Origin of the sequence: Methanoculleus sp., from assembly GCF_020696975.1 — an archaeon.
In the GTDB taxonomy this organism is placed as follows: Archaea; Halobacteriota; Methanomicrobia; order Methanomicrobiales; family Methanoculleaceae; genus Methanoculleus.
This window is the reverse complement of the sequence record NZ_JAJGBK010000003.1, coordinates 19,706-39,647: the sequence shown is the minus strand read 5'-3', so window position 1 is coordinate 39,647 and position 19,942 is coordinate 19,706. Positions and strand designations below refer to the sequence as shown.

At 61.1% G+C, this 19,942-nt stretch carries 25 protein-coding genes; 6 read left to right on the top strand and 19 right to left on the bottom strand.

Annotated features, from left to right (window positions below; translation table 11 throughout):
* Positions 1-25: 25 nt before the first annotated feature.
* The 13 genes from QZ650_RS00510 to QZ650_RS00450 form a co-directional block, all read right to left on the bottom strand.
* On the bottom strand, positions 26-1,501 hold the full coding sequence (locus QZ650_RS00510) for an acetyl-CoA carboxylase biotin carboxylase subunit (RefSeq protein WP_292517583.1): 1,476 nt from the start codon (positions 1,499-1,501) through the stop codon (positions 26-28).
* Positions 1,502-1,517: 16 nt separating this feature from the next.
* Entirely contained in the window at positions 1,518-3,266 is a 1,749-nt protein-coding gene (oadA, locus tag QZ650_RS00505) for a sodium-extruding oxaloacetate decarboxylase subunit alpha (protein WP_292517586.1), read from the bottom strand.
* 54 nt (positions 3,267-3,320) lie between these two features.
* On the bottom strand, positions 3,321-3,974 hold the full coding sequence (locus QZ650_RS00500; protein ID WP_292517589.1) for an energy-coupling factor transporter transmembrane component T: 654 nt from the start codon (positions 3,972-3,974) through the stop codon (positions 3,321-3,323).
* Positions 3,956-4,654, bottom strand: coding sequence for an ATP-binding cassette domain-containing protein (locus QZ650_RS00495; RefSeq protein WP_292517592.1), 699 nt, complete (start codon positions 4,652-4,654; stop codon positions 3,956-3,958). Before QZ650_RS00495 ends, QZ650_RS00500 begins: the two co-directional genes overlap by 19 nt.
* A complete protein-coding gene (locus QZ650_RS00490; RefSeq protein WP_292517595.1) occupies positions 4,651-5,322 on the bottom strand; it encodes an energy-coupling factor ABC transporter ATP-binding protein in 672 nt (223 codons plus the stop codon). The genes QZ650_RS00495 and QZ650_RS00490 overlap by 4 nt, the downstream gene beginning before the upstream one ends.
* Positions 5,319-5,819, bottom strand: coding sequence for a biotin transporter BioY (locus QZ650_RS00485; RefSeq protein ID WP_292517598.1), 501 nt, complete (start codon positions 5,817-5,819; stop codon positions 5,319-5,321). The genes QZ650_RS00490 and QZ650_RS00485 overlap by 4 nt, the downstream gene beginning before the upstream one ends.
* 222 nt (positions 5,820-6,041) lie before the next feature.
* Positions 6,042-7,022 (bottom strand): biotin--[acetyl-CoA-carboxylase] ligase, encoded by a 981-nt coding sequence (locus QZ650_RS00480; RefSeq protein ID WP_292517601.1) that lies wholly within the window; start codon positions 7,020-7,022, stop codon positions 6,042-6,044.
* 16 nt (positions 7,023-7,038) lie between these two features.
* A complete protein-coding gene (locus QZ650_RS00475; RefSeq protein ID WP_292517604.1) occupies positions 7,039-7,458 on the bottom strand; it encodes a DUF2111 domain-containing protein in 420 nt (139 codons plus the stop codon).
* A 7-nt stretch (positions 7,459-7,465) separates the two neighbouring features.
* Positions 7,466-8,044 (bottom strand): hypothetical protein, encoded by a 579-nt coding sequence (locus QZ650_RS00470; RefSeq protein WP_292517607.1) that lies wholly within the window; start codon positions 8,042-8,044, stop codon positions 7,466-7,468.
* A complete protein-coding gene (locus QZ650_RS00465; protein ID WP_292517610.1) occupies positions 8,041-9,477 on the bottom strand; it encodes an RtcB family protein in 1,437 nt (478 codons plus the stop codon). The genes QZ650_RS00470 and QZ650_RS00465 overlap by 4 nt, the downstream gene beginning before the upstream one ends.
* A gap of 9 nt (positions 9,478-9,486) precedes the next feature.
* Positions 9,487-9,894: an archease gene (locus QZ650_RS00460; RefSeq protein WP_292517613.1), complete on the bottom strand. Its 408-nt coding sequence runs from the start codon at positions 9,892-9,894 to the stop codon at positions 9,487-9,489.
* 3 nt (positions 9,895-9,897) lie between these two features.
* Positions 9,898-10,167: a hypothetical protein gene (locus QZ650_RS00455; RefSeq protein WP_292517616.1), complete on the bottom strand. Its 270-nt coding sequence runs from the start codon at positions 10,165-10,167 to the stop codon at positions 9,898-9,900.
* 53 nt (positions 10,168-10,220) lie between these two features.
* Positions 10,221-10,535: a DUF2551 domain-containing protein gene (locus tag QZ650_RS00450; RefSeq protein ID WP_292517619.1), complete on the bottom strand. Its 315-nt coding sequence runs from the start codon at positions 10,533-10,535 to the stop codon at positions 10,221-10,223.
* A 470-nt stretch (positions 10,536-11,005) separates the two neighbouring features.
* On the opposite strand from QZ650_RS00450, the gene QZ650_RS00445 reads away from it, so the two are divergent.
* The 5 genes from QZ650_RS00445 to QZ650_RS00425 all read left to right on the top strand — a co-directional run bounded on the left by QZ650_RS00445 (position 11,006) and on the right by QZ650_RS00425 (position 14,989).
* Positions 11,006-11,860, top strand: a complete 855-nt coding sequence (locus QZ650_RS00445; protein ID WP_292517622.1) for a protein translocase subunit SecF — start codon at positions 11,006-11,008, stop codon at positions 11,858-11,860.
* Positions 11,857-13,317: a preprotein translocase subunit SecD gene (locus QZ650_RS00440; RefSeq protein WP_292517625.1), complete on the top strand. Its 1,461-nt coding sequence runs from the start codon at positions 11,857-11,859 to the stop codon at positions 13,315-13,317. The genes QZ650_RS00445 and QZ650_RS00440 overlap by 4 nt, the downstream gene beginning before the upstream one ends.
* 60 nt (positions 13,318-13,377) lie before the next feature.
* Positions 13,378-13,665 carry a thioredoxin domain-containing protein gene (locus QZ650_RS00435; protein ID WP_292517628.1) on the top strand — a complete coding sequence of 96 codons (288 nt, stop codon included), beginning with the start codon at positions 13,378-13,380 and terminating at the stop codon, positions 13,663-13,665.
* A complete protein-coding gene (gene npdG, locus QZ650_RS00430) occupies positions 13,662-14,312 on the top strand; it encodes an NADPH-dependent F420 reductase (RefSeq protein WP_292517631.1) in 651 nt (216 codons plus the stop codon). Before QZ650_RS00435 ends, npdG begins: the two co-directional genes overlap by 4 nt.
* Before the next feature lie 131 nt (positions 14,313-14,443).
* Positions 14,444-14,989, top strand: coding sequence for an aldolase (locus QZ650_RS00425; RefSeq protein ID WP_292517634.1), 546 nt, complete (start codon positions 14,444-14,446; stop codon positions 14,987-14,989).
* Here QZ650_RS00425 and aglJ read toward each other — a convergent pair.
* Complete coding sequence (aglJ, locus tag QZ650_RS00420; protein ID WP_292517637.1) at positions 14,960-15,886, bottom strand: S-layer glycoprotein N-glycosyltransferase AglJ; 927 nt, start codon at positions 15,884-15,886, stop codon at positions 14,960-14,962. The two genes, QZ650_RS00425 and aglJ, sit on opposite strands and share 30 nt — an antisense overlap.
* A gap of 39 nt (positions 15,887-15,925) precedes the next feature.
* Here aglJ and QZ650_RS00415 point away from each other — a divergent pair, with 39 nt between their 5' ends.
* Positions 15,926-16,519 (top strand): DUF99 family protein, encoded by a 594-nt coding sequence (locus QZ650_RS00415; protein ID WP_292517640.1) that lies wholly within the window; start codon positions 15,926-15,928, stop codon positions 16,517-16,519.
* Here QZ650_RS00415 and QZ650_RS00410 read toward each other — a convergent pair.
* The 5 genes from QZ650_RS00410 to fbp all read right to left on the bottom strand — a co-directional run bounded on the left by QZ650_RS00410 (position 16,493) and on the right by fbp (position 19,685).
* The gene (locus QZ650_RS00410) at positions 16,493-16,939 is read right to left on the bottom strand and encodes a universal stress protein (RefSeq protein ID WP_292517643.1); all 447 of its coding nucleotides are present in this window, start codon (positions 16,937-16,939) and stop codon (positions 16,493-16,495) included. The two genes, QZ650_RS00415 and QZ650_RS00410, sit on opposite strands and share 27 nt — an antisense overlap.
* Positions 16,940-16,995: 56 nt before the next feature.
* Positions 16,996-17,520 (bottom strand): type IV pilin, encoded by a 525-nt coding sequence (locus QZ650_RS00405; RefSeq protein ID WP_292517646.1) that lies wholly within the window; start codon positions 17,518-17,520, stop codon positions 16,996-16,998.
* A gap of 307 nt (positions 17,521-17,827) precedes the next feature.
* Positions 17,828-18,169 carry an Lrp/AsnC family transcriptional regulator gene (locus QZ650_RS00400; RefSeq protein WP_292517649.1) on the bottom strand — a complete coding sequence of 114 codons (342 nt, stop codon included), beginning with the start codon at positions 18,167-18,169 and terminating at the stop codon, positions 17,828-17,830.
* 5 nt (positions 18,170-18,174) lie between these two features.
* Complete coding sequence (locus tag QZ650_RS00395) at positions 18,175-18,411, bottom strand: LSM domain-containing protein (RefSeq protein WP_292517653.1); 237 nt, start codon at positions 18,409-18,411, stop codon at positions 18,175-18,177.
* Between the two features lie 176 nt (positions 18,412-18,587).
* Positions 18,588-19,685, bottom strand: a complete 1,098-nt coding sequence (gene fbp / locus QZ650_RS00390; RefSeq protein WP_292517656.1) for a fructose-1,6-bisphosphate aldolase/phosphatase — start codon at positions 19,683-19,685, stop codon at positions 18,588-18,590.
* Positions 19,686-19,942: the final 257 nt, after the last annotated feature.

The following is a 19,942-nucleotide window of genomic DNA, read 5'->3' as shown; positions in this document are numbered from 1 at the left end:
CTCCCCGAAAAAATAGGACGGGGAGTTACTTCAGGTTTTTCCGGAGATACACCTCGACCGCTGCGCCGATCGCCGCCACGTGCTTCCCCTGCCGGAGCGACGCGGCCAGCGTCTGCATACGCGCCTCCTCATCGTGGAGATAGCGGCGGAGATCCGTTGCGATATGCTCCTCCTGCAGGAAGTGCGTGTGCGTGTCGCCGGCGATGAAGTGGGCGTTCTGCATGATCGCGTAGTGGAGCGGGAGCGTCGTCTTCACGCCCAGGATGACATACTCGTAGATGGCCCGGCGCATCCGCTGGATTGCCTCCTCGCGGTTGGAGCCGAGCGCGCAGAGCTTCGAGATCATCGAGTCGTAGTGGGCCGGGATGGTGTAGCCCATGTGGATGCCGGAGTCGACCCGTATCCCCGGCCCCCCGGGGGAGCGGTAACGGACAATCTTCCCCGGATCGGCGGTGAAGTTGTTCAGGGGATCCTCAGCGTTGATCCGGCACTCGATCGCGTGCCCCCGGATGCCGATATCCTCCTGGTCCATCGCGAGGTCCTCACCGGCGGCGACGGCAATCTGCTGCTTCACCATATCGATCCCGGTGATGAACTCCGTGACCGTGTGCTCCACCTGCAGCCGGGTGTTCACCTCCATGAAGTAGTAGTTGCCGTTCGCGTAGAGGAACTCGACCGTCCCGGCGTTCTTATAGTTCGCCGCCTTTGCCGCGGCGATGGCCGACGCCGTCATCTGCTCCCGGAGGGTGGGCGTCATGATCGGGCAGGGCGCCTCCTCGAGCAGCTTCTGGTGCCGGCGCTGGATCGAGCACTCGCGGTCGTAGAGGTGGACGGTGTGCCCCTTCGCGTCCGCAAGAACCTGGATCTCGATGTGGCGCGGTTTCGTGAGGTACTTCTCGACAAAGATCGTCGGGTCCCCGAAGGCGGACTGGGCAATCCGCATCCCCTTGTCGATCGCCTCCTCAAGTTGCTCCTCGTTCTCGGCGATATGCATGCCGATACCGCCGCCGCCCGCGCTCGCCTTCACGATCACCGGGTAGCCGATCTCTGCGGCGACCTTCTTCGCCGCATCGACGCTCGTGACGCCTTCCGGCGTGCCCGGAAGGACCGGGACGCCGGCCTCGCGCATCATCCGTTTCGACCCGATCTTCGAGCCCAGCGCCTCGATCGTCTTCCACGAAGGCCCGATGAACGTCAGCCCTTCGTCCTCGACCAGTTTTGCAAACCCGGCGTTCTCCGCGAGGAACCCGTAGCCCGGGTGGATCGCCTCGGCCCCGGTCTTCCTCGCCACGTCACAGATCCGCTCCTTGTTGAGGTAACTCTTCGACGGGTGCGCTTCCCCGACGTTGAACGCCTCGTCGGCATACTTGACGTGGAGCGCGTTCCTGTCGGGATCGGAGTAGATGGCAACCGTGTCGATACCCAGTTCCCGGCAGGCGCGCATGACCCGGATGGCGATCTCGCCGCGGTTGGCGATCAGGATCTTATCGAAGTATTTCATCTCCCTGGCCAGCCTCTCATTCAATGACCATCAGCACGTCGCCGTTCTGCACGACATCGCCGGCATCCACGAAGATCTCCGAGACCGTGCCGTCGTGGGGGCTGCGGATGGGGTTCTCCATCTTCATCGCCTCGAGGACGATGAGGGTATCCCCCTTCTTGACGGTGCTCCCACGCTCGGTCATCACCTTCAGGACCATGCCCTGCATGTTGCTCTTGACGCCGCCGGCGACCTCCCCGCGGGGGATCCTCTCTTTTGCCGACTGTGTGGCCTCCGAACCCCTGACCGAGTTCCCCTCGACGGTGACGATACGGACCGAGAAGATCTCGCCGTCCACCTCCACCTCCATGGTGCGGGGAATATCCGGAATGCTCCCCGGTACGGCCACTACCGTCTCGGGGATCACTTCGGCCTGGCGCTCGCCCCGGAGGAAGGAGGGAGCGACGCTTGGGTAGATGATGTAGGTGAGAACATCCTCTTCCCGGGTGACGAGTCCCTGTTCCTTCGCCTCAGCCCGCATCTGCTCGTAGATGGGCGCGAGAAGGTCGGCCGGGCGGACCGCGACCGGCTCCTCGTCGCCGATGATCTCCTCCCGCACCTCGGGACTGATCGGGGCGGGGGAGCGACCGTAGAGGCCGCGGACGTAGTCTTTCACCTCTGTCGTCACGTTCCGGTAGCGCCCGCCCATCAGGACGTTGAAGACCGCCTGGGTGCCCACGATCTGGCTTGTCGGCGTCACGAGCGGCGGGTAGCCGAGGTCCTTCCTCACCCGGGGGATCTCGTGGAGCACCTCGTCCAGCCGGTCGAGCGCGTCCTGCTCCTTGAGCTGCGAGACAAGGTTTGAGATCATGCCGCCCGGGAGCTGGTAGATCAGGACGTCGGAGTCGACCCGGTCAGCGATGGCGGAGAAGAGCGGTTCGTACTTCTCGCGCATCTCGCGGCAGATGTTCCTGACCTTGCGGAGCTTGATGAGGTCGATCCCCGTATCGCGCGGCGTTCCGGCGACACTCGCGACAACGCTCTCCGTCGGCGGCTGGGAGGTGCCGAGGGCGAACGGTGACATGGCGGTATCAAGGATGTCCACGCCCGCATCGATCGCCGCCTGGTAACTCAGGGGCGCGACGCCACTCGTGCAGTGGGAGTGGAGGCAGACCTTGACGTCTGCTGCCTTCTTGATCCCCGAGATCAGGTCGCGGGCATCGTGGGGCATGATCAGGCCGGCCATGTCCTTGATGCAGATCGAGTCGCAGCCGAGCGCATAGAGTTCCTGCGCCATATCGATGAAGGTCGTGACGGAGTGGACCGGGCTTGTCGTGTAGGATATCGCACCCTGCAGGTGCGCGCCGACGTTCTGGACCTCCTCCATCGCTTTCTTCATGTTCCTGATATCGTTCAGCGCGTCAAAGACCCGGAAGATGTCGACCCCGTTTCGTGCCGACGCCTCCACGAACTTCTCCACCACGTCGTCAGGGTAATGCCGGTAACCTACAAGGTTCTGGCCCCGCAGGAGCATCTGTATGGGCGTGCGCCGAAGTTCAGCCTTCAGCATCCGGAGACGATCCCAGGGATCGTCGTTGAGGAACCTGATGCAGCTGTCAAAGGTCGCCCCGCCCCAGGCTTCGACAGAGAAGAAGCCTACGTCATCGATAGCACGGGCAAGAGGGAGCATGTCCTCAGTCCGCAGCCGGGTGGCGATGAGTGACTGATGCGCGTCCCTAAGCGTGGTGTCGGTTATATTGAGTGTATCAAATTTGGCAGCACACATCGAATTTTTGCACCTCGAAGGGCTGAGAAAATACCAATAAAGCCTCTAAAAAATTCATCCTAATAATATAAAAACGTCGCGAAGAGACAGGCAGGATAAAAACCCGAGAATTACGGCCGATAGGGATGCCAGAACATCCTTTGAGCCTGTTCTGAATCGCGGACTGATCCGCCCCCCGAGCGTATAGCCCCGTACGGCGAGAAGCCTTGCGATCTCCTCAGATCGCCGGATCTCTGTGACGATAAGGGTGACGGCGAGCGGGACGATCGAGCGGATCCCCGGCCGGATCCCCTTCAGCGCCATCGCTATTCGCACATGCTCGATGTCCTGCCGGATCACCGCAAGGCCCCCAATCCCCATCTCGGCAATGAGCCCGATCTCGAATCCTATCCGGTTACCGAGTGCCCAGACCGCCACGGCAAGCATCTCCCCTTCCTCCGTCTCGGCATATGCCCACGCAGCAAGCAGCAGGACCACGGTCATCCGGACGAAGTACGAGAGGCCCGGCCCGCCTCCCCACGCGGATACGAGCGCTGTGGCGGCGATCATCGCAATCAGGGAGAGGAGCACGCCCGGTCGCGGGAGGACCTTTGTGCGCGGTGTCGCAAGCAGCCACCAGACCAGGGCGGCGACGGCTCCCGCCGTGCTTGCAAACGCAGCAAGCGAGAGGACAACGGTGACAAGCAGCCTCAGCCGCGGATCCTGCATAGCGCCTCCCGGGCGTCGGAGAGCCTGATGTTCATAGGACGGGCGCCCTGTTCCAGAGCGCACCTGAGATACGGCGGGGCGTGCTGCCAGGATGGGATCGCGTCGGGCACACTGCCGCGGGCCGCGAGAACGCCTTCCTCCATCTCCCAGATCGCGTCCACCCGGGGAAGAACCGCGCGTTCGTGCGAGAAGACGACCGTGATGCCGGCATCCCGCTTCTCGAGCATCCTGCAGGCCCTCCTCTTCGCGGTGCAGTCAAGAGAACTGAACGGTTCGTCCAGCAGCAGCAGGTCAGGATCTCTCAGGAGCGCGCAGGCGAGGGTCAGCCGCTTGAGTTCGCCGCGGGAGAGGTGGAACGGGTCGTCGTCCGCACGCGCCGACAACTCCGCCAGCGCGAGCGCGTCCTCCGGCACAAGTCCCCAGGAAGCCGCCTCCCCGGCGATCGTCGGGGAGGTGATGTGGTGCTCGGGGAACTGCAGCAGGAGCTGCGTCGTCAGAACGCCGTGCCGCCGGACGGCCCCGCGTTCGGGCCGGAGGAGCCCCGCAAGCAGAAGAGCCAGCGTCGACTTCCCGCTCCCCACCGGCCCGCTGACCAGGTGCACGCCTTCGTCGAACGTGCCGCTACCCCGGAGGGTGAACGAATCCTGCGAAAAGACGAGATCCGCAAGTTCGACTCTCACCGGGACACCCTCCAGAGCGTGGGGTAAAAGCACGTCTCCTCGAGCGCGGAGAAGACCTCCTCCGGCGTGCCGTGGTGCCTGACGCGGCCGTTCTCCATAAAGAGAACGCAGTCCGCGGTAGCCGCAACGTCCATCGACTGCGTGCACCAGAGCACGTGGGCTGCGGCGCTCTCCCGCACCACGCGCTGGACGCGCTCCGCGGTCACGCCGTCCAGGTGCGAATCAGCCTCGTCCAGGACGAGCACCTCGGGGTCGCCGGCGCAGGCGGCGGCCAGCGCAACGAGCGCCTTCTCCCCCCCGGAGAGGGCCGCGACCTTCTTGCCGAGGAGGTGGCGGATGCCGACAACCTCCGCAACCGCCCGGACCGCCCTGTCCGTCTCGGGGCAGGGGCGGTGGCGGAACCGGGGCGTCGATGCGATCTCGTCGTAGACCCGGGAGAAGAGGAGCGTCCGGTCGGGGAACTCCCCCACCCATCCTATCTTCACGGCGGACGGCGGACGGTCGAGGAGCAGGACAGATCCTGCTTCGGGCTCCTCGATCCCGGAGCAGACCGAGAGCAACGTCGTCTTGCCGCTCCCGTTCGGCCCGATCACGGCAATGTGGCGCGCATCCACCGCAAGGCCGGGGATGTCGAGCAGCCGGTGTCGGAGACCGGTGATGCGGATCATGCCACCCGCTTCCCTATGGCGTATGCGGCTGCAGCCTTCACGGCATCGCCGATGATAAACGGGGCGACGCCGAGCAGGACCGCCTGAAGAAGCGGGATCGAAGCCGAATATGAAAGCCATACGGCGCCAGCCAGGAGATAGATTGCACAGGCCGCGATCAGCCCTGTGATCCGCGATGCCGGTGATTCGTGTTCGTAGGCGATCCCGGCGACGAGGGCGGCGGGGATGAAGCCGATCAGGAACCCGCCCGTGGGGCCGAGGAGCACCCCGAGGCCCGCCGTGCCGTTATGAAAGATGGGAAGGTTCGCCGCCCCGAGGAGGACGTAAAGCCCGACCGGTATCACCGCGTACCGCTTCATGACGATGCCGGCAAGGAGCACAAAGAGGGTCTGGAGCGTGAGCGGGACCGGGGGCAGCGGGATGGAGATCCAGCTCCCGGCGGCGATCAGCGCGATGAAGGTACCGCTGTAGGCGAGAATCCGGGCCCTGTGGATCATGTCAACCTGTTTATTTTGAGTGGTTGACATAAATGTCTGTTGATGCACGAACGCCGGGTAATCCCGGTGGCTCCCATCACATAATCTCAGGAGAATGCCGGGAGAGGGCAGTAAGGTGGACGGATGATCCTGGAGACATGCTTCGGAAAAAATTCTCAGGGTGTTCCGTTACCGGGGGAAGGTCTTCCCCGGAGCCCGGTACCCTAAAAAGTGTATGAGTGGTCAGAACTGGAAACAGTCCCCGGCGATGACCCGCTCAACCTTCCCGTTGTCCTTGCGGATGATCAGAGCGCCGTGGGCGTCGATATCGATCGCCTCTCCCGCGAAGGTCTTGTTGATCGTCTTGATGACCACCCGCTGGTCGATCGTCATGGAGAGACTCTTCCACTCGCGGATGATGGAGTCGTATTCGCCGTCTTCGAGCTGCTGATAGCGCAGTTCGAACTCCCGGAGAACCCGGGCAAGCAGCGCCACACGGTCGACCTCGTGGCCGACCTCCGCCTCGAGCGAGGTCAGGATATCCTTCAGGGGAGACGAGAGTTCGGCGAGCGATATGTTCGCGTCGATCCCGATCCCGAGCAGGGCGTAATGCACGGTATCCGCCTCTGCAGCAAGTTCCAGGAGCAGCCCGGCGACTTTCTTGTCCCCGATGAAGATGTCGTTAGGCCACTTGATGAGGGCACTGATGTTGTACTCCTTGCGGATGGCACGGGCAATCGCAACCGACCCGGCCATGGTGATCATGAAGAGGTGGTCGAGCGGGATCTTCGGCTTTAAGACGATGGTGGCCCAGATGCCGCCGGCCGGCGAGACCCAGGCGCGCCCAAGCCTTCCGACCCCGCCGGTCTGCTCCTCGGCGATGATCACCATGCCGTGCAGTTTCTCCGGGTCGGTCTCGCCGGCAAGTTTCTTCCCGATCCAGCTCGTGGAAGCCGTGCGGTCAAAGTGGCGGATCTGCTTTCCAATGAACCGGGTGCGGAGCCTTTTATGGATCTCGTACGGAAGGAGTCTGTTGCTCGGCGCCTCAAGGCGGTAGCCTTCCACCCGTGAGGACGATATACTGTATCCCAGCTTCCGGAGTTCACGCACCTGTTTCCAGACAGCCGATCGGGTGACACCCAGTTGCTCTGCAATCCGCTCGCCCGATACCGGGCCGGGTGATTCTTCGAGAATCTTCAGTACATTGATTGCCGTATCCTTCATGTCCATTACCTTTCCGCTACAGGCGACCCGGTTCCTCGCCGCAGACCTGTCTTCGGATCTCCGCGCTCTGCTCCATGAAGCCCACCAGATCGAAGATGCCGGTCACATCGACGATCCCGATCGCGCCGATGGCCCTGCCCTCATCGTCCCTTACCGGTGCCACCACTACCGGGATGCCTTTGTACGGCCCACTTTCTGGTCTGACCCTCAGTGTGGTGTTTTCGGCCAGAACCCTCTCGAGGACGGGACCCGTGTAGGCCTCGTCAATGACCTTTCCGTCCTCGATCCTGACCCCGGGGCGGTCCCGGGAGCGTGCCGTGACGGGCAGGCGGCCAAGCAGATCATGGAAGCAAATCATGACGGGAGCGAGATCGCGCGCGCTCGAAGAGACAGAGATGACGTACTGCTCCATGGTCGTATCCCTAGTTTTCATCATGGTTTATCTAGAATAAGGTTTCCCTCTCGCCGCAGGAGAACTCCTTCAAAAATTCGCGTGAAGGATACTCATGGATGCTGGAGACGAGGATCATGCCGTCCCCGATCGCCTTCCCGACGAGAAGCGCCTCGCCGGCAGCCGTGGCGGCAAGCGTCTCGCCGCCGTGGTCCGGGAAGGAGCCGTCACACTCGACGGCGGTCAGGTCGTATCCGGAGAAGAGCGAGGTATAGTTGTTCTCGCCGGTGAACCGGACGGCACGCGGCCCGTAGGAGAACGTGTAGGTTACCGGGAACGGGAGCCAGTCGTAGGCGTCGTCACGGCAGCATCCCGCCCCGAAGACCAGCAGCCGCCCGCCGTTCTCGACGAACCGCCGGATACGCCCCTCTGCAGCCCGGAGAGCGGGGAGAAGGTTCGAGTAGGACGGGTTTGCAAACCCCGTCGGCACGATGAGCGAGACGAACCTCCCGCGCCAGAAGGGAGAGGCGAGCATATGGGGGTTGACCATCTCGCAGCAGGCGCCGCAGTCCTCGATGAGCCGCGAGAACATGAGGGGACTGTCCCAGACTAGCCCGGTCCGGCAGGTCACCCCTTGATCACCCCGAGCGGCTCCAGCCGGGCAACGATCTCCGAGAGGCCCGCTTCATGCACGACGCGCACAACTTCCCCGCTCGGCTTATAGACCCCGGGCGCCTCTTCTGCGAGGGCCGAGTCGCTGTGAGCGCGTACGATGACCCCCTCTTCTGCGAGGTGTTCCCGGAGTTCTTTTCCGCTGACCTCTTTCTTTGCCTTCGACCGGCTGAGCACTCTCCCCGCGCCGTGGCAGGTGCTCCCGAAGGTCTTTTCCATTGCGGCCGCCGTGCCGTGGAGGAGGTAGGAGGACGTCCCCATGCTTCCCGGGATGATCACCGGCTGGCCGACCGCTGCATACTCGTGCGGAATACCGGCGGCTCCGGGGCCGAACGCCCGCGTCGCGCCTTTGCGGTGGACGCAGACCTCCACCGACGCGCCGTCGACATTGTGATGCTCAAACTTTGCGACGTTGTGCGCGACGTCGTAGATGAGCCGCATCTCGTCGTAATCAATCCCGAAGAGTTGCGCGAAGACCTTCCTTGCCTCATGCATGATGACCTGGCGGTTTGCCCAGGCGTAGTTTGCAGCGCAGACCATGCCGCCGTAGTAGGCGCGGCCCTCGGGGGAATCAACGGGAGCGCAGGCAAGCTGCCGGTCGGGGAGTTTGATCTGGTATCGTGCAAGCGCACTCTCGAGCACCCGCAGGTGGTCGGTGGCAACCTGGTGGCCAAGACCCCGTGAGCCGCAGTGGACCATGAAACAGACCTGCCCTTCGGCGATCCCGAAGGTCTTTGCAGCATCGGGATCGACGATCTCCCGCGCCACCTGGACCTCCAGGAAGTGGTTCCCCGCGCCGAGGGTCCCGATCTGCGGCACCCCGCGCTGGCGGGCTTTGGCGCTGACCGCTTCGGGGTCGGCCCCCGGCATCGCGCCCTCTCCCTCACACCGGGCGAGATCGGCTTCGGTCCCGAGCCCATGCTCAACCGCCCACCGTGCGCCGTCGACCATGATATCAGAGAGTTCCTTGTTTGAGACCCGCATGGTGCTCTTCGCACCCACGCCCGTCGGCACGACAGCAAAGAGCCTCTCGATCAGTTCCCGTTTCTTGCCGGCGAGATCGGCCTCGGTCAGGGGTGTCGTGATCAGCCGGACACCGCAGTTGATGTCGAATCCGACGCCGCCGGGGGATATTACCCCCTCGGTCATATCAAACGCGGCAACCCCGCCGATGGGAAACCCGTATCCCCAGTGGATATCGGGCATGGCAAGTGAGTGCTTCACAATCCCCGGGAGGGTTGCGACGTTCGCGAGCTGGCGGACGGCTCCTTCTTCGAGCGTCTCTGTCAGCGCCCGGGAGAGAAAGAAACGTCCCGGTACCCGCATGTTGGGAACATACCCGATGGGAACCTCCCATTCGAGGTCTCCGATTTTATTGATTCCGGCAAGCATGGCAACCCCTCAGATGTCGAAGATGATCTCCACCACATAACCCTTTTCTTCTTTAACGATTTCGAGATCGAAGTAGGATATCCCTTTGACGAGTGTCCCTCCGGAGTGCCGCGCGGGATCGAAGGGTTCGCCCCGTGCCGTTGCGGAGAGCCGGGTGCCCTGGATATCGACGTCGAACGTGCAGAAGACGGTGTTCTCGACCTCGGTGATGAAGAGCAGCTCCGAGAGGTAGTCGATAAGGAGGGTTTCAAGGCTCCCGGCTTCGAGGGAGACCTCCCTCGTTATGCCGCGATCTTCACAGGGCCCGTACATCACGTGGAACATGGCCCGGCCTGCTTCGGCAAAGATCTCAGCCAGGTCCGCGCCCCGCACCCGCATAAGGACGTCGGCTGTATGCTCCAGTTCTTCGAAACTCATGGCCTAGAATTCGTCATAGAATATAGGAATCATTCCCCTGTGGATGGACTCGATGTAGCGGGCCTGGTATTTTGAGACATAAACGGTGTAATCGCCGACGGGGACCTGGAGATCACTTGTTTTCGGCGGTTTTACTGACGTTGGCAGAAGGATGGGGCCACTGCAGGCTGTGCTCACTCTGAAATCGCGTTTTCTCTGGAGAACATATGATCGGACGTCGTCCGTGACGTATATGCTCCGCGATGGTCCTGACTCCCCTATGTTGCTCTGCATGATAGTCCCTCATATTGGTTCTCGATGTAAAAAAAGAGGTATGGTTTTGAGTGTTATGTTGTCCCGAGAATCTTTGCCACGACGTCTACGTATTGATCCTTTAACTCATAGATGGTATTCGTCCCCTCCGCGTTCCGCCTCACATGCAGGATGCCTATCCGGGACGCGATGATGCCTACCATGGATGCGACGGAGTGGTAACTGATCGAGAACTGCTCCTGCAACCTCCCGTAGATCTGGGGTATCGTCAGAGATTTTACCTTTATGAAGAGGTTGAGCAGCTCGTGCCGGATTCCGTCCCGGTCCCGTGAGAGATAACCTTTGAGTCGAGTTTCTATCTCTTTTTTGAGCTCATAGGGTGATCTCATATGTGCTTGTGATTCGGTATTTTATATATATCTTTTCTTTTCAATCGTTTAATCCGGTATTATGCCCGGAGGACGACGGTTGTCTGACGAAATGTGGCAAAAGGGTGTATAATAACACTATTCTCCCGAATGGCTTATTTAATCGCCGTGATCCGTTTTTAGCCGAATACAATCACGGTATGACGAACGAGGCTCTCCTTCTCTCCCCGATAGATATTCCTGCAAGTGCCCCGTATCCTAGGCACCCCGGCGACGCATGATGGGCGGCACATCAGGCACTTGAGGGGGGCCCTGGTCCTGTGCATCGCGACCTCTCGTTAGATAGGAGCGGGAGCACTGCACGGTCCAGAAGGGTCCCTGTCCCGTCCGGCAGGTTCCGGGACATGGGCGCGCTACCTGGCCGGATCTCGATTCGCACCTTATATGAATGAGCAACCCTTTAACCTATCACAATCGTACAGTTATACAGCATGGAATTTCCCAGATATGAAATCAACAAATACTCTCCGCGGCAGATGGTAGCGCTGCCGCTCGTTCTTCTCCTCCTTGCTGTGGTTGTGCTTGGCTACACCACGCTCACCACCGGCCTGCCCGTAACACCGGGCATCGACTTTGTGGGAGGAACGGCGGTGACGGTGTTTACCTCCGACAGCAGAGAGGCGATAGAGGCAACCTTCGCCGGGTATCCGCTGCTATCGGTGGGTGAGGGTATCGGCGACGGAAAGTACCTCCAGTTCGGCCCCATGGATGATACCCAATACCGGAGCCTCGTTGCGCTCATCAACGAACACTACCCTGATGCGAAGGTAGACCAGATCGGTGAGACGTTCGGAAAGACGCTCCAGGGCCAGGCTTTCCTCGCGCTGATCTTCTCGTTCATCGGAGTGGCTATTGTGATCTTCCTGGTGTACCGGCACCTGATAGCGTCGGGTGCCATCGTCCTCGCGGCTGTCTCCGATATCACCATCACCGCCGCGGCCATGCAGGTCATCGGCATTCCGCTCTCCCTCGGGACAACGGCAGCCCTGCTGATGTTGATCGGCTACTCTGCGGACAGTAACGTCCTCTTAACCACGCGCCTCTTAAAGCGCAAGGGAAAACTCGACGAGAAACTTTCCGGCGCCCTCAGAACCGGAATCATCATGACGACCACGACGCTTGCGGCCATCGCCGCCATGTGGGTCGTCTCGACGGCGGGACAGATCCAGATCATCAGCGAGATCGCAAGCGTCCTCCTCATCGGGCTCTTTGTCGACATGATGAACACCTGGATGCTGAACGCCGGGATCTTGAAGGAATACATTCTCCGGGGGAATAAGAGATGAACAGCGAAGCCATCAAGAACCTCATAAAAGACTGGCGGGTCGCCCTGCTCCTCCTGCTCGTCGTCGGCTCCCTCGTCGGCATCTACCTCGCACCCCCGACCCCTGATAAGGGACTTGAGGGGAACCTCCAGTTCGGTCTCGACCTTGAGGGCGGCTCATGGCTGCAGATGGAGTTCCAGTCTGTGGTGGTGACCTACTCGACAGACGGCTCGGTCGGAGACCTCGTAGAGAACCTGCGCACAGGCCTCGAGGCGGAGGTCATCCAGATCGACGAGGACCACCTTGAGATCCGAAAGAGCGTCTCCCGCGCCGATCTTGAACCGATCTTCGCGGCATCGGGCGCCTCGATCGTCACCTATCAGGAGGGCGTATCATCCTTCACCGCAGACGAGGTGAAACGGATCCTGAACGACAAGGTGAACGCCCTCGGGATGCAGGATGCGCGGATCAACCTCCTCACCCCGACGGGAAGCGAGTACCCGCAGTATGTACGGATAGAACTCGCCGGCGTCGATATGGCGACGGCGCAGGAGATCGTCGGCAAGCAGGGTCTCTTCGAGATCCGGGTCCAGACCACCGGAAACGAGACCGAGCATGTCCTCTACGGCGACCAGATCGCCGGTGTCGGCGTGCCGCAGAGGGACCCTGAAACCCAGGCATGGGGCGTCGGGTTCTCGCTCACCGAGACGGGGGCCCAGGCTTTCCGGAATGCCGCCCTCGAATCCGGAGCGGTCGACAACCCGAGAGCCCATCACCTGGTGATGATCCTCGACAACGAGACCGTCTACAGCGCTCCCCTCGACGGGAGACTTGCGACAGAACTCCGGTCGGGCCCGGTCAGTTCGCTCTCGGCGAGCACCGGGACCGGTGATGCCGGGCTTGAGGATGCGATGACCCTCCAGATCCACCTGCGAGCCGGCGCTCTGCCGGTGAAGGTGGATATCGTCGGGTCCGGTTCGGTCCCGGCGGCGCTCGGCGAGCAGTTCAAGACGGTGGTCGCTCTTGCGGGGCTGTTCGCGCTGCTCACCGTGGGTGTCGTCGTCTATTACCGTTACCGTGAGCCCTCGATCGTGATCCCGATGCTTGCGATCAACTTATCCGAGATCATCATCCTCCTCGGAATCTCCCGGTTCATCGTCCAGCTCGATCTCGCCACCATCGCCGGCCTGATAGCGGTGGTGGGTACCGGCATCGACCAGCTTGTCATCATCACGGACGAGGTTCTTCACGAAGGGCGCGTCCCGTCGCCGAACCTCTATCTGAAGCGTTACGGACGGGCGCTCGGGATCATTGTCGCGTCTGCGGCGACGGTCTTCATTGCCATGCTCCCTCTGGCGCTCATGGATCTTTCCACCCTCAGAGGCTTTGCCATCATCACCATACTCGGTGTCCTGATCGGTATTCTGGTCACGAGGCCCGCGTACGGAAAGATTATCATGGCGATCCTCTCAAAATAACAACCCTACAACAACATTTATTGCCCCGTTCACACCACTGTGTGAATGGGGTATAGTCTTATGGGAAAACCGGTTTTAATGGACTTCTTTGCCGAGTGGTGCGGTCCGTGCCACCAGCAGTCACCGATCATCGACGAGCTCAAAGCAAAAATGGGCGACCGGGTGGACATCAGGAAGATCGATGTCGGTATTGATTCAGAACAGACGCGGCAGTATGCCGCGAAGTATGACATTCAGTTCGTACCGACGCTCGTCATCGAGAAAGACGGGGCCCTCGTCCAGAAACTCGTGGGTGTCCAGGACCTCGCCAGGCTTGAGAGCATCTTGACCCCGCTGGTAGAGCAGTGAAGATCGGGATCGTTGGCGGAACCGGCGATATCGGAGAGGGCATGGCACTCCGGCTCTCTCCGAACTACGATGTGATCGTGGGGTCGCGCGAGGAGACAAAGGCGATCGCAACCTGCGATCTCTGCAGGGCCTCTCTGGAGGAGCGCGATCTGGCGTGCAGCCTGCTTGGCGTCACCAACCAGCGTGCGGTCGACGAGGCAGACGTCGTTGTCCTTGCGATACCGTTCAAGCACGTGGCCCCCACCCTCAAGGCCCTGACCGGGTTTGAGGAGAAGATTGTCATCAGCCCTGTCAACCCGATCGAACGAACGACTTATTTTTACTACGCCCCTCCCCCGGAGGGCTCGGCGGCGATGATGATCCGGGGGATGCTTCCTCCGGGCACGGTCGTCTGTGCCGCGTTCAACAACGTCGCCGCTAACAGGTGGCAGATGCTCGACGAGGCGCTGGACTACTCGGTTGCCGTCTGCTGCGATGACGAAGGTGCAAAACGAACGGTCATGGAACTTGTCAACAGTGTCTCAAGCCTCCGTGCCTACGATGCGGGGCCGCTTCGCGCCGCATCCCTCGTCGAGAGCGTAACGCCCCTCCTTCTCAACATCGCGCGGTTCAACAAACTGCGGGACGTCGGCCTGAAATTTGTGTAGGCCATTTTTCCCGGGAAGAGAGCCCGGCTCCGGTGGCCGGGGGTATCGCCACGCGCCCCGCCGCGCCGAAAGAGGCATGCACATATCCCTATCGTACCAATGTATTCTACAACGTCAGTCTGGTGCATAGCATGCTCGATCAGGAGTTTGAACGGATCGGAAAGCGGCTCTTCCTCGAAGGGCTTGTCGGAGCGAATTTCGGGAACATGAGCGTCCGGGCGGAGGAAGGCGGCTTTCACATCACCCGGACCGGCGCCTACCTCGACACCTGCGAGATGCCGGCCTTTGTTCCGGAGAAAGGCGACGCCCCGCGTGAAGCCTCGAGCGAGTACCGGGTCCACCGGGCGGTCTACCGGGAGACGCCCCATTGCGCGATCGTCCATGCCCACCCGGTTCACGCCGTTGCCGCCTCGCTCGATGCCGATATCATCCGGCCGGCCGACAGCGAGGGGGGGATGCTCTGCCCGGCAATCCCGGTCGTCACCGGGAGCCCGGGGACCGACGAGATCGCAGAGAACGTCTCCGGGGCGCTCCGGGACGGCCACATCGTCATCGTCCGGGGCCACGGGACGTTTGCCGCCGGAAAAACGCTTGATGAGGCGTACATCTACACATCGATCGCCGAGTACGCCTGCCGGATCCTCTTCCTATCGGGGCGGCTTCTGAGAACTCTGTAACTGCTCGATCTGGTGGATAGTCTCGCGGTGGAACCCGAGCAGCATGTCGCTGATCACGCCGAACATGAAGATCTGAAAACCTACGGTGATCAGGAGAACCGTGAGGATGGTGAGCGGCAGGTGCTCGATATCCTTGAGCCATTCGAGGACGACGTAGATGCCGATGACGCCTCCTGCAAGCGATATGAAAAGGCCGATGATCCCGAAGTAAAAGATAGGATTATTCGTCTTTGCGAGCCGGTATATCGTCGAGAATATCCCGATACCGTCATGGAACGGGTTTAATTTGGTCATGGTGCCGGGTCTTGCGAGGTATCTGACCGGGACGACCGTGATCCGCTGCCCGTTCCGTACCGCCTCGACCGCCATCTCCGTCTCGATCTCGAACCCCGCCTCTTTGAGGGTCATATGCCGGATCGAGTTAAGGGTGAAGGCGCGGTAGCCGGAGAGGATATCACGGAGGTCCTTGCCGTGCGCGATCTTGAACATCAGGTTGAGGACCTGGTTGCCGAGGAGGTTCAATCCCGTGAACGCTCCCGTCTCAGGGTTGCCGAGGCGGTCGCCGATGACGTGATCGAATCCCCGGCCGAGCGGGTCGAGCATCCGTTCCGCGTCGTCCGGCGAGTAGGTTCCGTCGCCGTCAAGCATGAGCACGTAGGGTTTATCGATGATCTCCACGGCCTCGATGATGGCATTGCCCTTCCCTTTTCCGGTCTGTGTCCGGACAACCGCGCCTGCTGCTCGCGCGATATCCGGTGTTCCGTCAGTACTGTTCCCGTCCATGACGAGGATGTGGCGAAACCCGCGTTCCCGGAACCCCTCGACCAGTCTGCCGATCGTCGGAGCCTCGTTCAGCGTGGGGATGAAGATGCATACCTCGTCGTACTCGATGTTCATCGGTATACTATATCCTACCGAGAATCATAAGGACTTCGCATGCACGTAGCCAAATCGGGGCTCCGGGTCCTCGGTATCGCCGAGAGTTACTCGGGGCGGGACCGGTCCACGCTTGCGGGCATCGTCATGCGAAAGGACCTCCGGATCGACGGGGCGGCCTTTGCCCGGGTGACCGTCGGGGGGTCGGACGCCACCGATGCAATCATCCGGATCGTTGCCGATCTTGCACGCCGGGACCTCAACCTCCTGATGATCAGCGGGAGCGTCATCGCCTGGTACAATATCATCGACCCGGCGGCGGTTCTGGACGCGACCGGTCTTCCCGTCATCATCACCACCTACGAAGCGTCGGAAGGACTCCTGGATGACATCCGCCGGCACTTCCCGGGCGATACGGCCAGGCTCGCGGCATACCGGCGGCTCGGCGACCGGATCCCGGTCGGGCTGCATTCCGGATACACGCTCTTCATCCGCCCCTACGGCCTCTCCCTTGAGGATGCTACCCGGATCTGCAACGACTTCACGCATGAAGGAAAGGTGCCCGAGCCGGTCCGGGTGGCCCGGCTCGTCGCCCGGGGTCTCGTCCGTTCGTCGGGATGTGCCGGGTCAGCCCCTGACGACCATGACCGTTGACGCCGCGTGATCGACAACGTAAGAACTGACGCTCCCGAGGATGAACCGATCGAACCGGCCCCTGCCGTGCGACCCGATCACCGTCAGGTCGGCGCCGAGCTCCCGGGCGAGAGCGGTGATCTCCGCTCCCGGGTGTCCCCGGCGCTTGTGGATGGTTATCCGGACACCGGCGGCGGCTGCCTGCCGTCCCGCATCGGCGAGGATCTCGTCCCCCTCCCGTTCGAGCGAGTCGAGGACGGCCTGCCGTGCTACATCAGGAGGCTCGAGTTCGCTGAGGGGGAGTGCAGGGTATACCGTGGTCTGGACAACATGTACGGCATGCACGGGGGCCTGCATGGCGCGGGCCATGGCCAGGGCCTCCTCGAGCGCCCTGCGGCTGATCTCCGAGCCGTCGACCGCCACAAGTATCAGCGTAAACATACGAGTCCCTTTGCGATGCATTGATACAAATATCTGGTCCCTGCAGGCGGTCCGTCTCATGCCCGCATGCTGTGCTTTGAGATTATCTTCCCGGTCTGTTTCTCCATGATCTCAACGGTGACCTGTATACCCGGGTAGAAGGTGTGGTCGGTGAGGTCCAGTTCCAGCTCCTCACCCGGGTTCCAGTGGGAGTTGCGGCACCCCTCCCCTCCGAGGGTCTTTACCCCGTAATGGTGCGACGGGATGAGACGGTAGCCGTTCAACGTCTGGACGGTGCAGACTTTCTGGCCGTTCTTGTAGAAGATCGCCTTCAGGCCGTCGTTCTCGTATGCCGTACTGCCGTTGTTGAGGAGGACGATCCTGCTTGCGCGGGTGAACTCCCCGGTCGCTTTACTGGTATGTGCAATCTCGGTGATGACGATCGGCGGGTCTGCAGGCTCCATCCAGGACCAGGACGGAATCATCGCGAGCACCATCAGCAGGACAAGAGCGGCGAGGATGATGGTGACGGCAACCATCAGGAGCGTCCCGTGCGTATCCGAGAGGGCGCATTCGCTCTCGGCGGTCCGCCTTGCGGGCACTCCGGTGCGGGTTGCCGGGTTTACAATTCGTCCGGACGCGGATCCCTTCCGGAAGTGATCCCGGGATTCTCTCCCCCATGATGAACTACGCTCGCCGGGCATACCTCGATGAGAGATTTGCTACTGATTATATAGTATTTACGGAAATGAATCCGGCTCAAGGGGAGTGAAACTGGAAATATCCTTATAGGCTGCCCGGGGATGCCGATTAGCGGTGTTATCCGGGGTTTGCATCTCCGTCATCCCGACGAAGAGGGTTGCCGGCACCTCCGGTCTCCGGGAGATACGCTATAAAAAAAGTGGTCGCTCACTCCTGATACTCTTCAAGAGCAAGCTGGTACATCCAGTCTAGGAGGAGTGCGCAATCTTCCGGGGTGCATTCCTGATCGCAGCCGATACACGGGAGAATCTCCCCGCCTGCGAGGATGACGCAGGGGTCGATTGCCCGCTTCTTCGCCCGCAGAAGATAGGTCTTTATCCCGTCGCTGCGGAACTCGATACGCTCGATCAGCCCGGCATCCAGCAGCCGCTTCACGATTCTTGAGCACTTTCTGCTATCGATGTCAAGTAACTTCCAGAGCTCGCTCTGGAGGACTCCCTGCCGATGGGACTGGATCACCTTGAGTGCTTCTTCCTCCTGGTCAGGCATGGCTATCAGAGCAGGGGTGCAATGGTCAGGATATTATTACCTCGTATGACGACGGTCCCCAGTGTGCGGCCTCTCTGGTCACCGTTATACTCAGTGGTCTCGTCCATATGCAGATTCAGGTGTTCATCCACCGCCACCAGTCTGCCCTGGAGTTTCCTGCCGTCATCCTTGATCTCAACGACGATTTTAGAGTCAACGAGAGAAAAAACCTTCTTTACGGGGAGTACAATGCCGTTAACCATCCGTTCTTATATGGTTATCCCCACGCATTAAGTTTTCCGTCAATCACTCCCGGTTAAAAACCGGCACCCTCGATCGGAGATCCGGGAGCTGCGGTTGAAACCCGGAGCGGCGGCTCGTATGATCGGTCAACCGCCCGGTGTGGGCCATGAGCCGGCCCGGTCAAGCAAAAAAAGGGTTACTCAGGGAGATCTTCCCAGCGGTCCTTGAACTGCTTCTCGACGCCGGGGAGAGTGGTATACTCCATCTCCTCGAGCGAGAGGCGGTGCGGTTCAAACGGTCCGTGGGCCCTGAGCGCGTTGGAGAGATCGCAGCACTGTTCGCGGACGCGGTTGAACGCCGGGTCGTCGAACATATCTGCAGGCCCGATCAGTTTCCCGTCGCTGACCTGGAACCCGAGACAGATGACCCGGGGCGGTCCGTCGAACGCGGTGCAGTTTGCATCGCAGACGCCCACCGGCATGAACGGCCCGTGGTGCGAACCGCGCATCCAGCCGGCAACGAGGATGGGTGTCCTGAATGGATCGATGACCTCGCCAACCGATGGGAACCCGCTCTGTGCCCTGACGACCATGACCGGGTCGTCCTTGCCGACGTAGCGACCGGCCATCAGGTTCAGCCGCTGGGTGCTTGTGGATGCCGCAATCGTGCCGTCCCTCTTCCAGACATACTTGATCACGTAGCGGCTCGGTGCTCCGATATAGGCAAGGAGGCTGTAGGACTCTTCGGGTGTGTTGAAGAGGATCCTGCGCTTCTCTATGACGTCGTGAACCTCAAAGGTGAATCCATCATGCATCGAGGGGTCGATGACGAGGCCGGACGTGCTGAAGGGGTCGGCGAAGATCTTGTAGAGGAAGTAGTTCCACGCCCCGGGCTCGGTCTTATCGGCCATGAAGACCAGGACCGGGTCGGAACCCCGCTCTTCAAACTCCATCTCGGCAACACCGGGTCCCATCCCCTTGACGTTGCCGCTGAAGGCATCTCCGAGCAGGTCCTGGCCGGCGCCGTAGAGTTTCATCTCCTTGGCGATGCCGGCGCACTCCATGAAGATATCCCAAGCCAGTTTGTGGATCTCTTCATTATCCTCGCCCCTGGTGTGCGTCATGATCAACTCGAGGTCGTCACCGCAGTGGGTGACATGCGAGTCGATGATGATGCTGCCTTCTGCTTCCTTGAGTCTCTGGGCGGCCACCTCAAGGATCTTCGGGTGGGTCCGGGAGTGCCCCGGGAAACTGCCTATATCTGCTTTAATTACGGACACGGTGGTCTTAACCATTTAATCACCACTACCTGGGCGGGCATAGCCCTTACGACTAGTAGATAGGTATTACTGTATATGTAGGTGTTGTTGCCTTGAAAAAAGGTTGGCTGCGGCAACCCATATAGCGGTTCGCTCTTTCTTCCTGTGATCCGGTTCCTGCACAGCACAGGCAGTGGAAGGCGGCACCAGGCCTATTGTTCGGCCTTTTTCTCTTTCTGGCTGATGATGTGGCCGGGAGAGTGGTTAGAAGGCCTGTAGGCGCTTTGTTCTGG

Excerpts from the sequence above, each read along its gene's own strand:
- QZ650_RS00465 (WP_292517610.1), bottom strand. The coding sequence starts at position 9,477 with ATGCTTGCCGGAATCAATAAAATCGGAGACCTCGAATGGGAGGTTCCC.
- QZ650_RS00500 (WP_292517589.1), bottom strand. The coding sequence starts at position 3,974 with ATGCAGGATCCGCGGCTGAGGCTGCTTGTCACCGTTGTCCTCTCGCTT.
- QZ650_RS00435 (WP_292517628.1), top strand. The coding sequence starts at position 13,378 with ATGGGAAAACCGGTTTTAATGGACTTCTTTGCCGAGTGGTGCGGTCCG.
- QZ650_RS00475 (WP_292517604.1), bottom strand. The coding sequence starts at position 7,458 with ATGATGAAAACTAGGGATACGACCATGGAGCAGTACGTCATCTCTGTC.
- QZ650_RS00395 (WP_292517653.1), bottom strand. The coding sequence starts at position 18,411 with ATGGTTAACGGCATTGTACTCCCCGTAAAGAAGGTTTTTTCTCTCGTT.
- QZ650_RS00510 (WP_292517583.1), bottom strand. The coding sequence starts at position 1,501 with ATGAAATACTTCGATAAGATCCTGATCGCCAACCGCGGCGAGATCGCC.
- QZ650_RS00480 (WP_292517601.1), bottom strand. The coding sequence starts at position 7,022 with ATGAAGGATACGGCAATCAATGTACTGAAGATTCTCGAAGAATCACCC.
- QZ650_RS00440 (WP_292517625.1), top strand. The coding sequence starts at position 11,857 with ATGAACAGCGAAGCCATCAAGAACCTCATAAAAGACTGGCGGGTCGCC.
- QZ650_RS00415 (WP_292517640.1), top strand. The coding sequence starts at position 15,926 with ATGCACGTAGCCAAATCGGGGCTCCGGGTCCTCGGTATCGCCGAGAGT.
- QZ650_RS00490 (WP_292517595.1), bottom strand. The coding sequence starts at position 5,322 with ATGATCCGCATCACCGGTCTCCGACACCGGCTGCTCGACATCCCCGGC.
- fbp (WP_292517656.1), bottom strand. The coding sequence starts at position 19,685 with ATGGTTAAGACCACCGTGTCCGTAATTAAAGCAGATATAGGCAGTTTC.
- QZ650_RS00400 (WP_292517649.1), bottom strand. The coding sequence starts at position 18,169 with ATGCCTGACCAGGAGGAAGAAGCACTCAAGGTGATCCAGTCCCATCGG.
- QZ650_RS00410 (WP_292517643.1), bottom strand. The coding sequence starts at position 16,939 with ATGTTTACGCTGATACTTGTGGCGGTCGACGGCTCGGAGATCAGCCGC.
- oadA (WP_292517586.1), bottom strand. The coding sequence starts at position 3,266 with ATGTGTGCTGCCAAATTTGATACACTCAATATAACCGACACCACGCTT.
- QZ650_RS00455 (WP_292517616.1), bottom strand. The coding sequence starts at position 10,167 with ATGCAGAGCAACATAGGGGAGTCAGGACCATCGCGGAGCATATACGTC.
- aglJ (WP_292517637.1), bottom strand. The coding sequence starts at position 15,886 with ATGAACATCGAGTACGACGAGGTATGCATCTTCATCCCCACGCTGAAC.
- QZ650_RS00460 (WP_292517613.1), bottom strand. The coding sequence starts at position 9,894 with ATGAGTTTCGAAGAACTGGAGCATACAGCCGACGTCCTTATGCGGGTG.
- QZ650_RS00485 (WP_292517598.1), bottom strand. The coding sequence starts at position 5,819 with ATGATCCACAGGGCCCGGATTCTCGCCTACAGCGGTACCTTCATCGCG.
- QZ650_RS00450 (WP_292517619.1), bottom strand. The coding sequence starts at position 10,535 with ATGAGATCACCCTATGAGCTCAAAAAAGAGATAGAAACTCGACTCAAA.
- QZ650_RS00425 (WP_292517634.1), top strand. The coding sequence starts at position 14,444 with ATGCTCGATCAGGAGTTTGAACGGATCGGAAAGCGGCTCTTCCTCGAA.
- QZ650_RS00445 (WP_292517622.1), top strand. The coding sequence starts at position 11,006 with ATGGAATTTCCCAGATATGAAATCAACAAATACTCTCCGCGGCAGATG.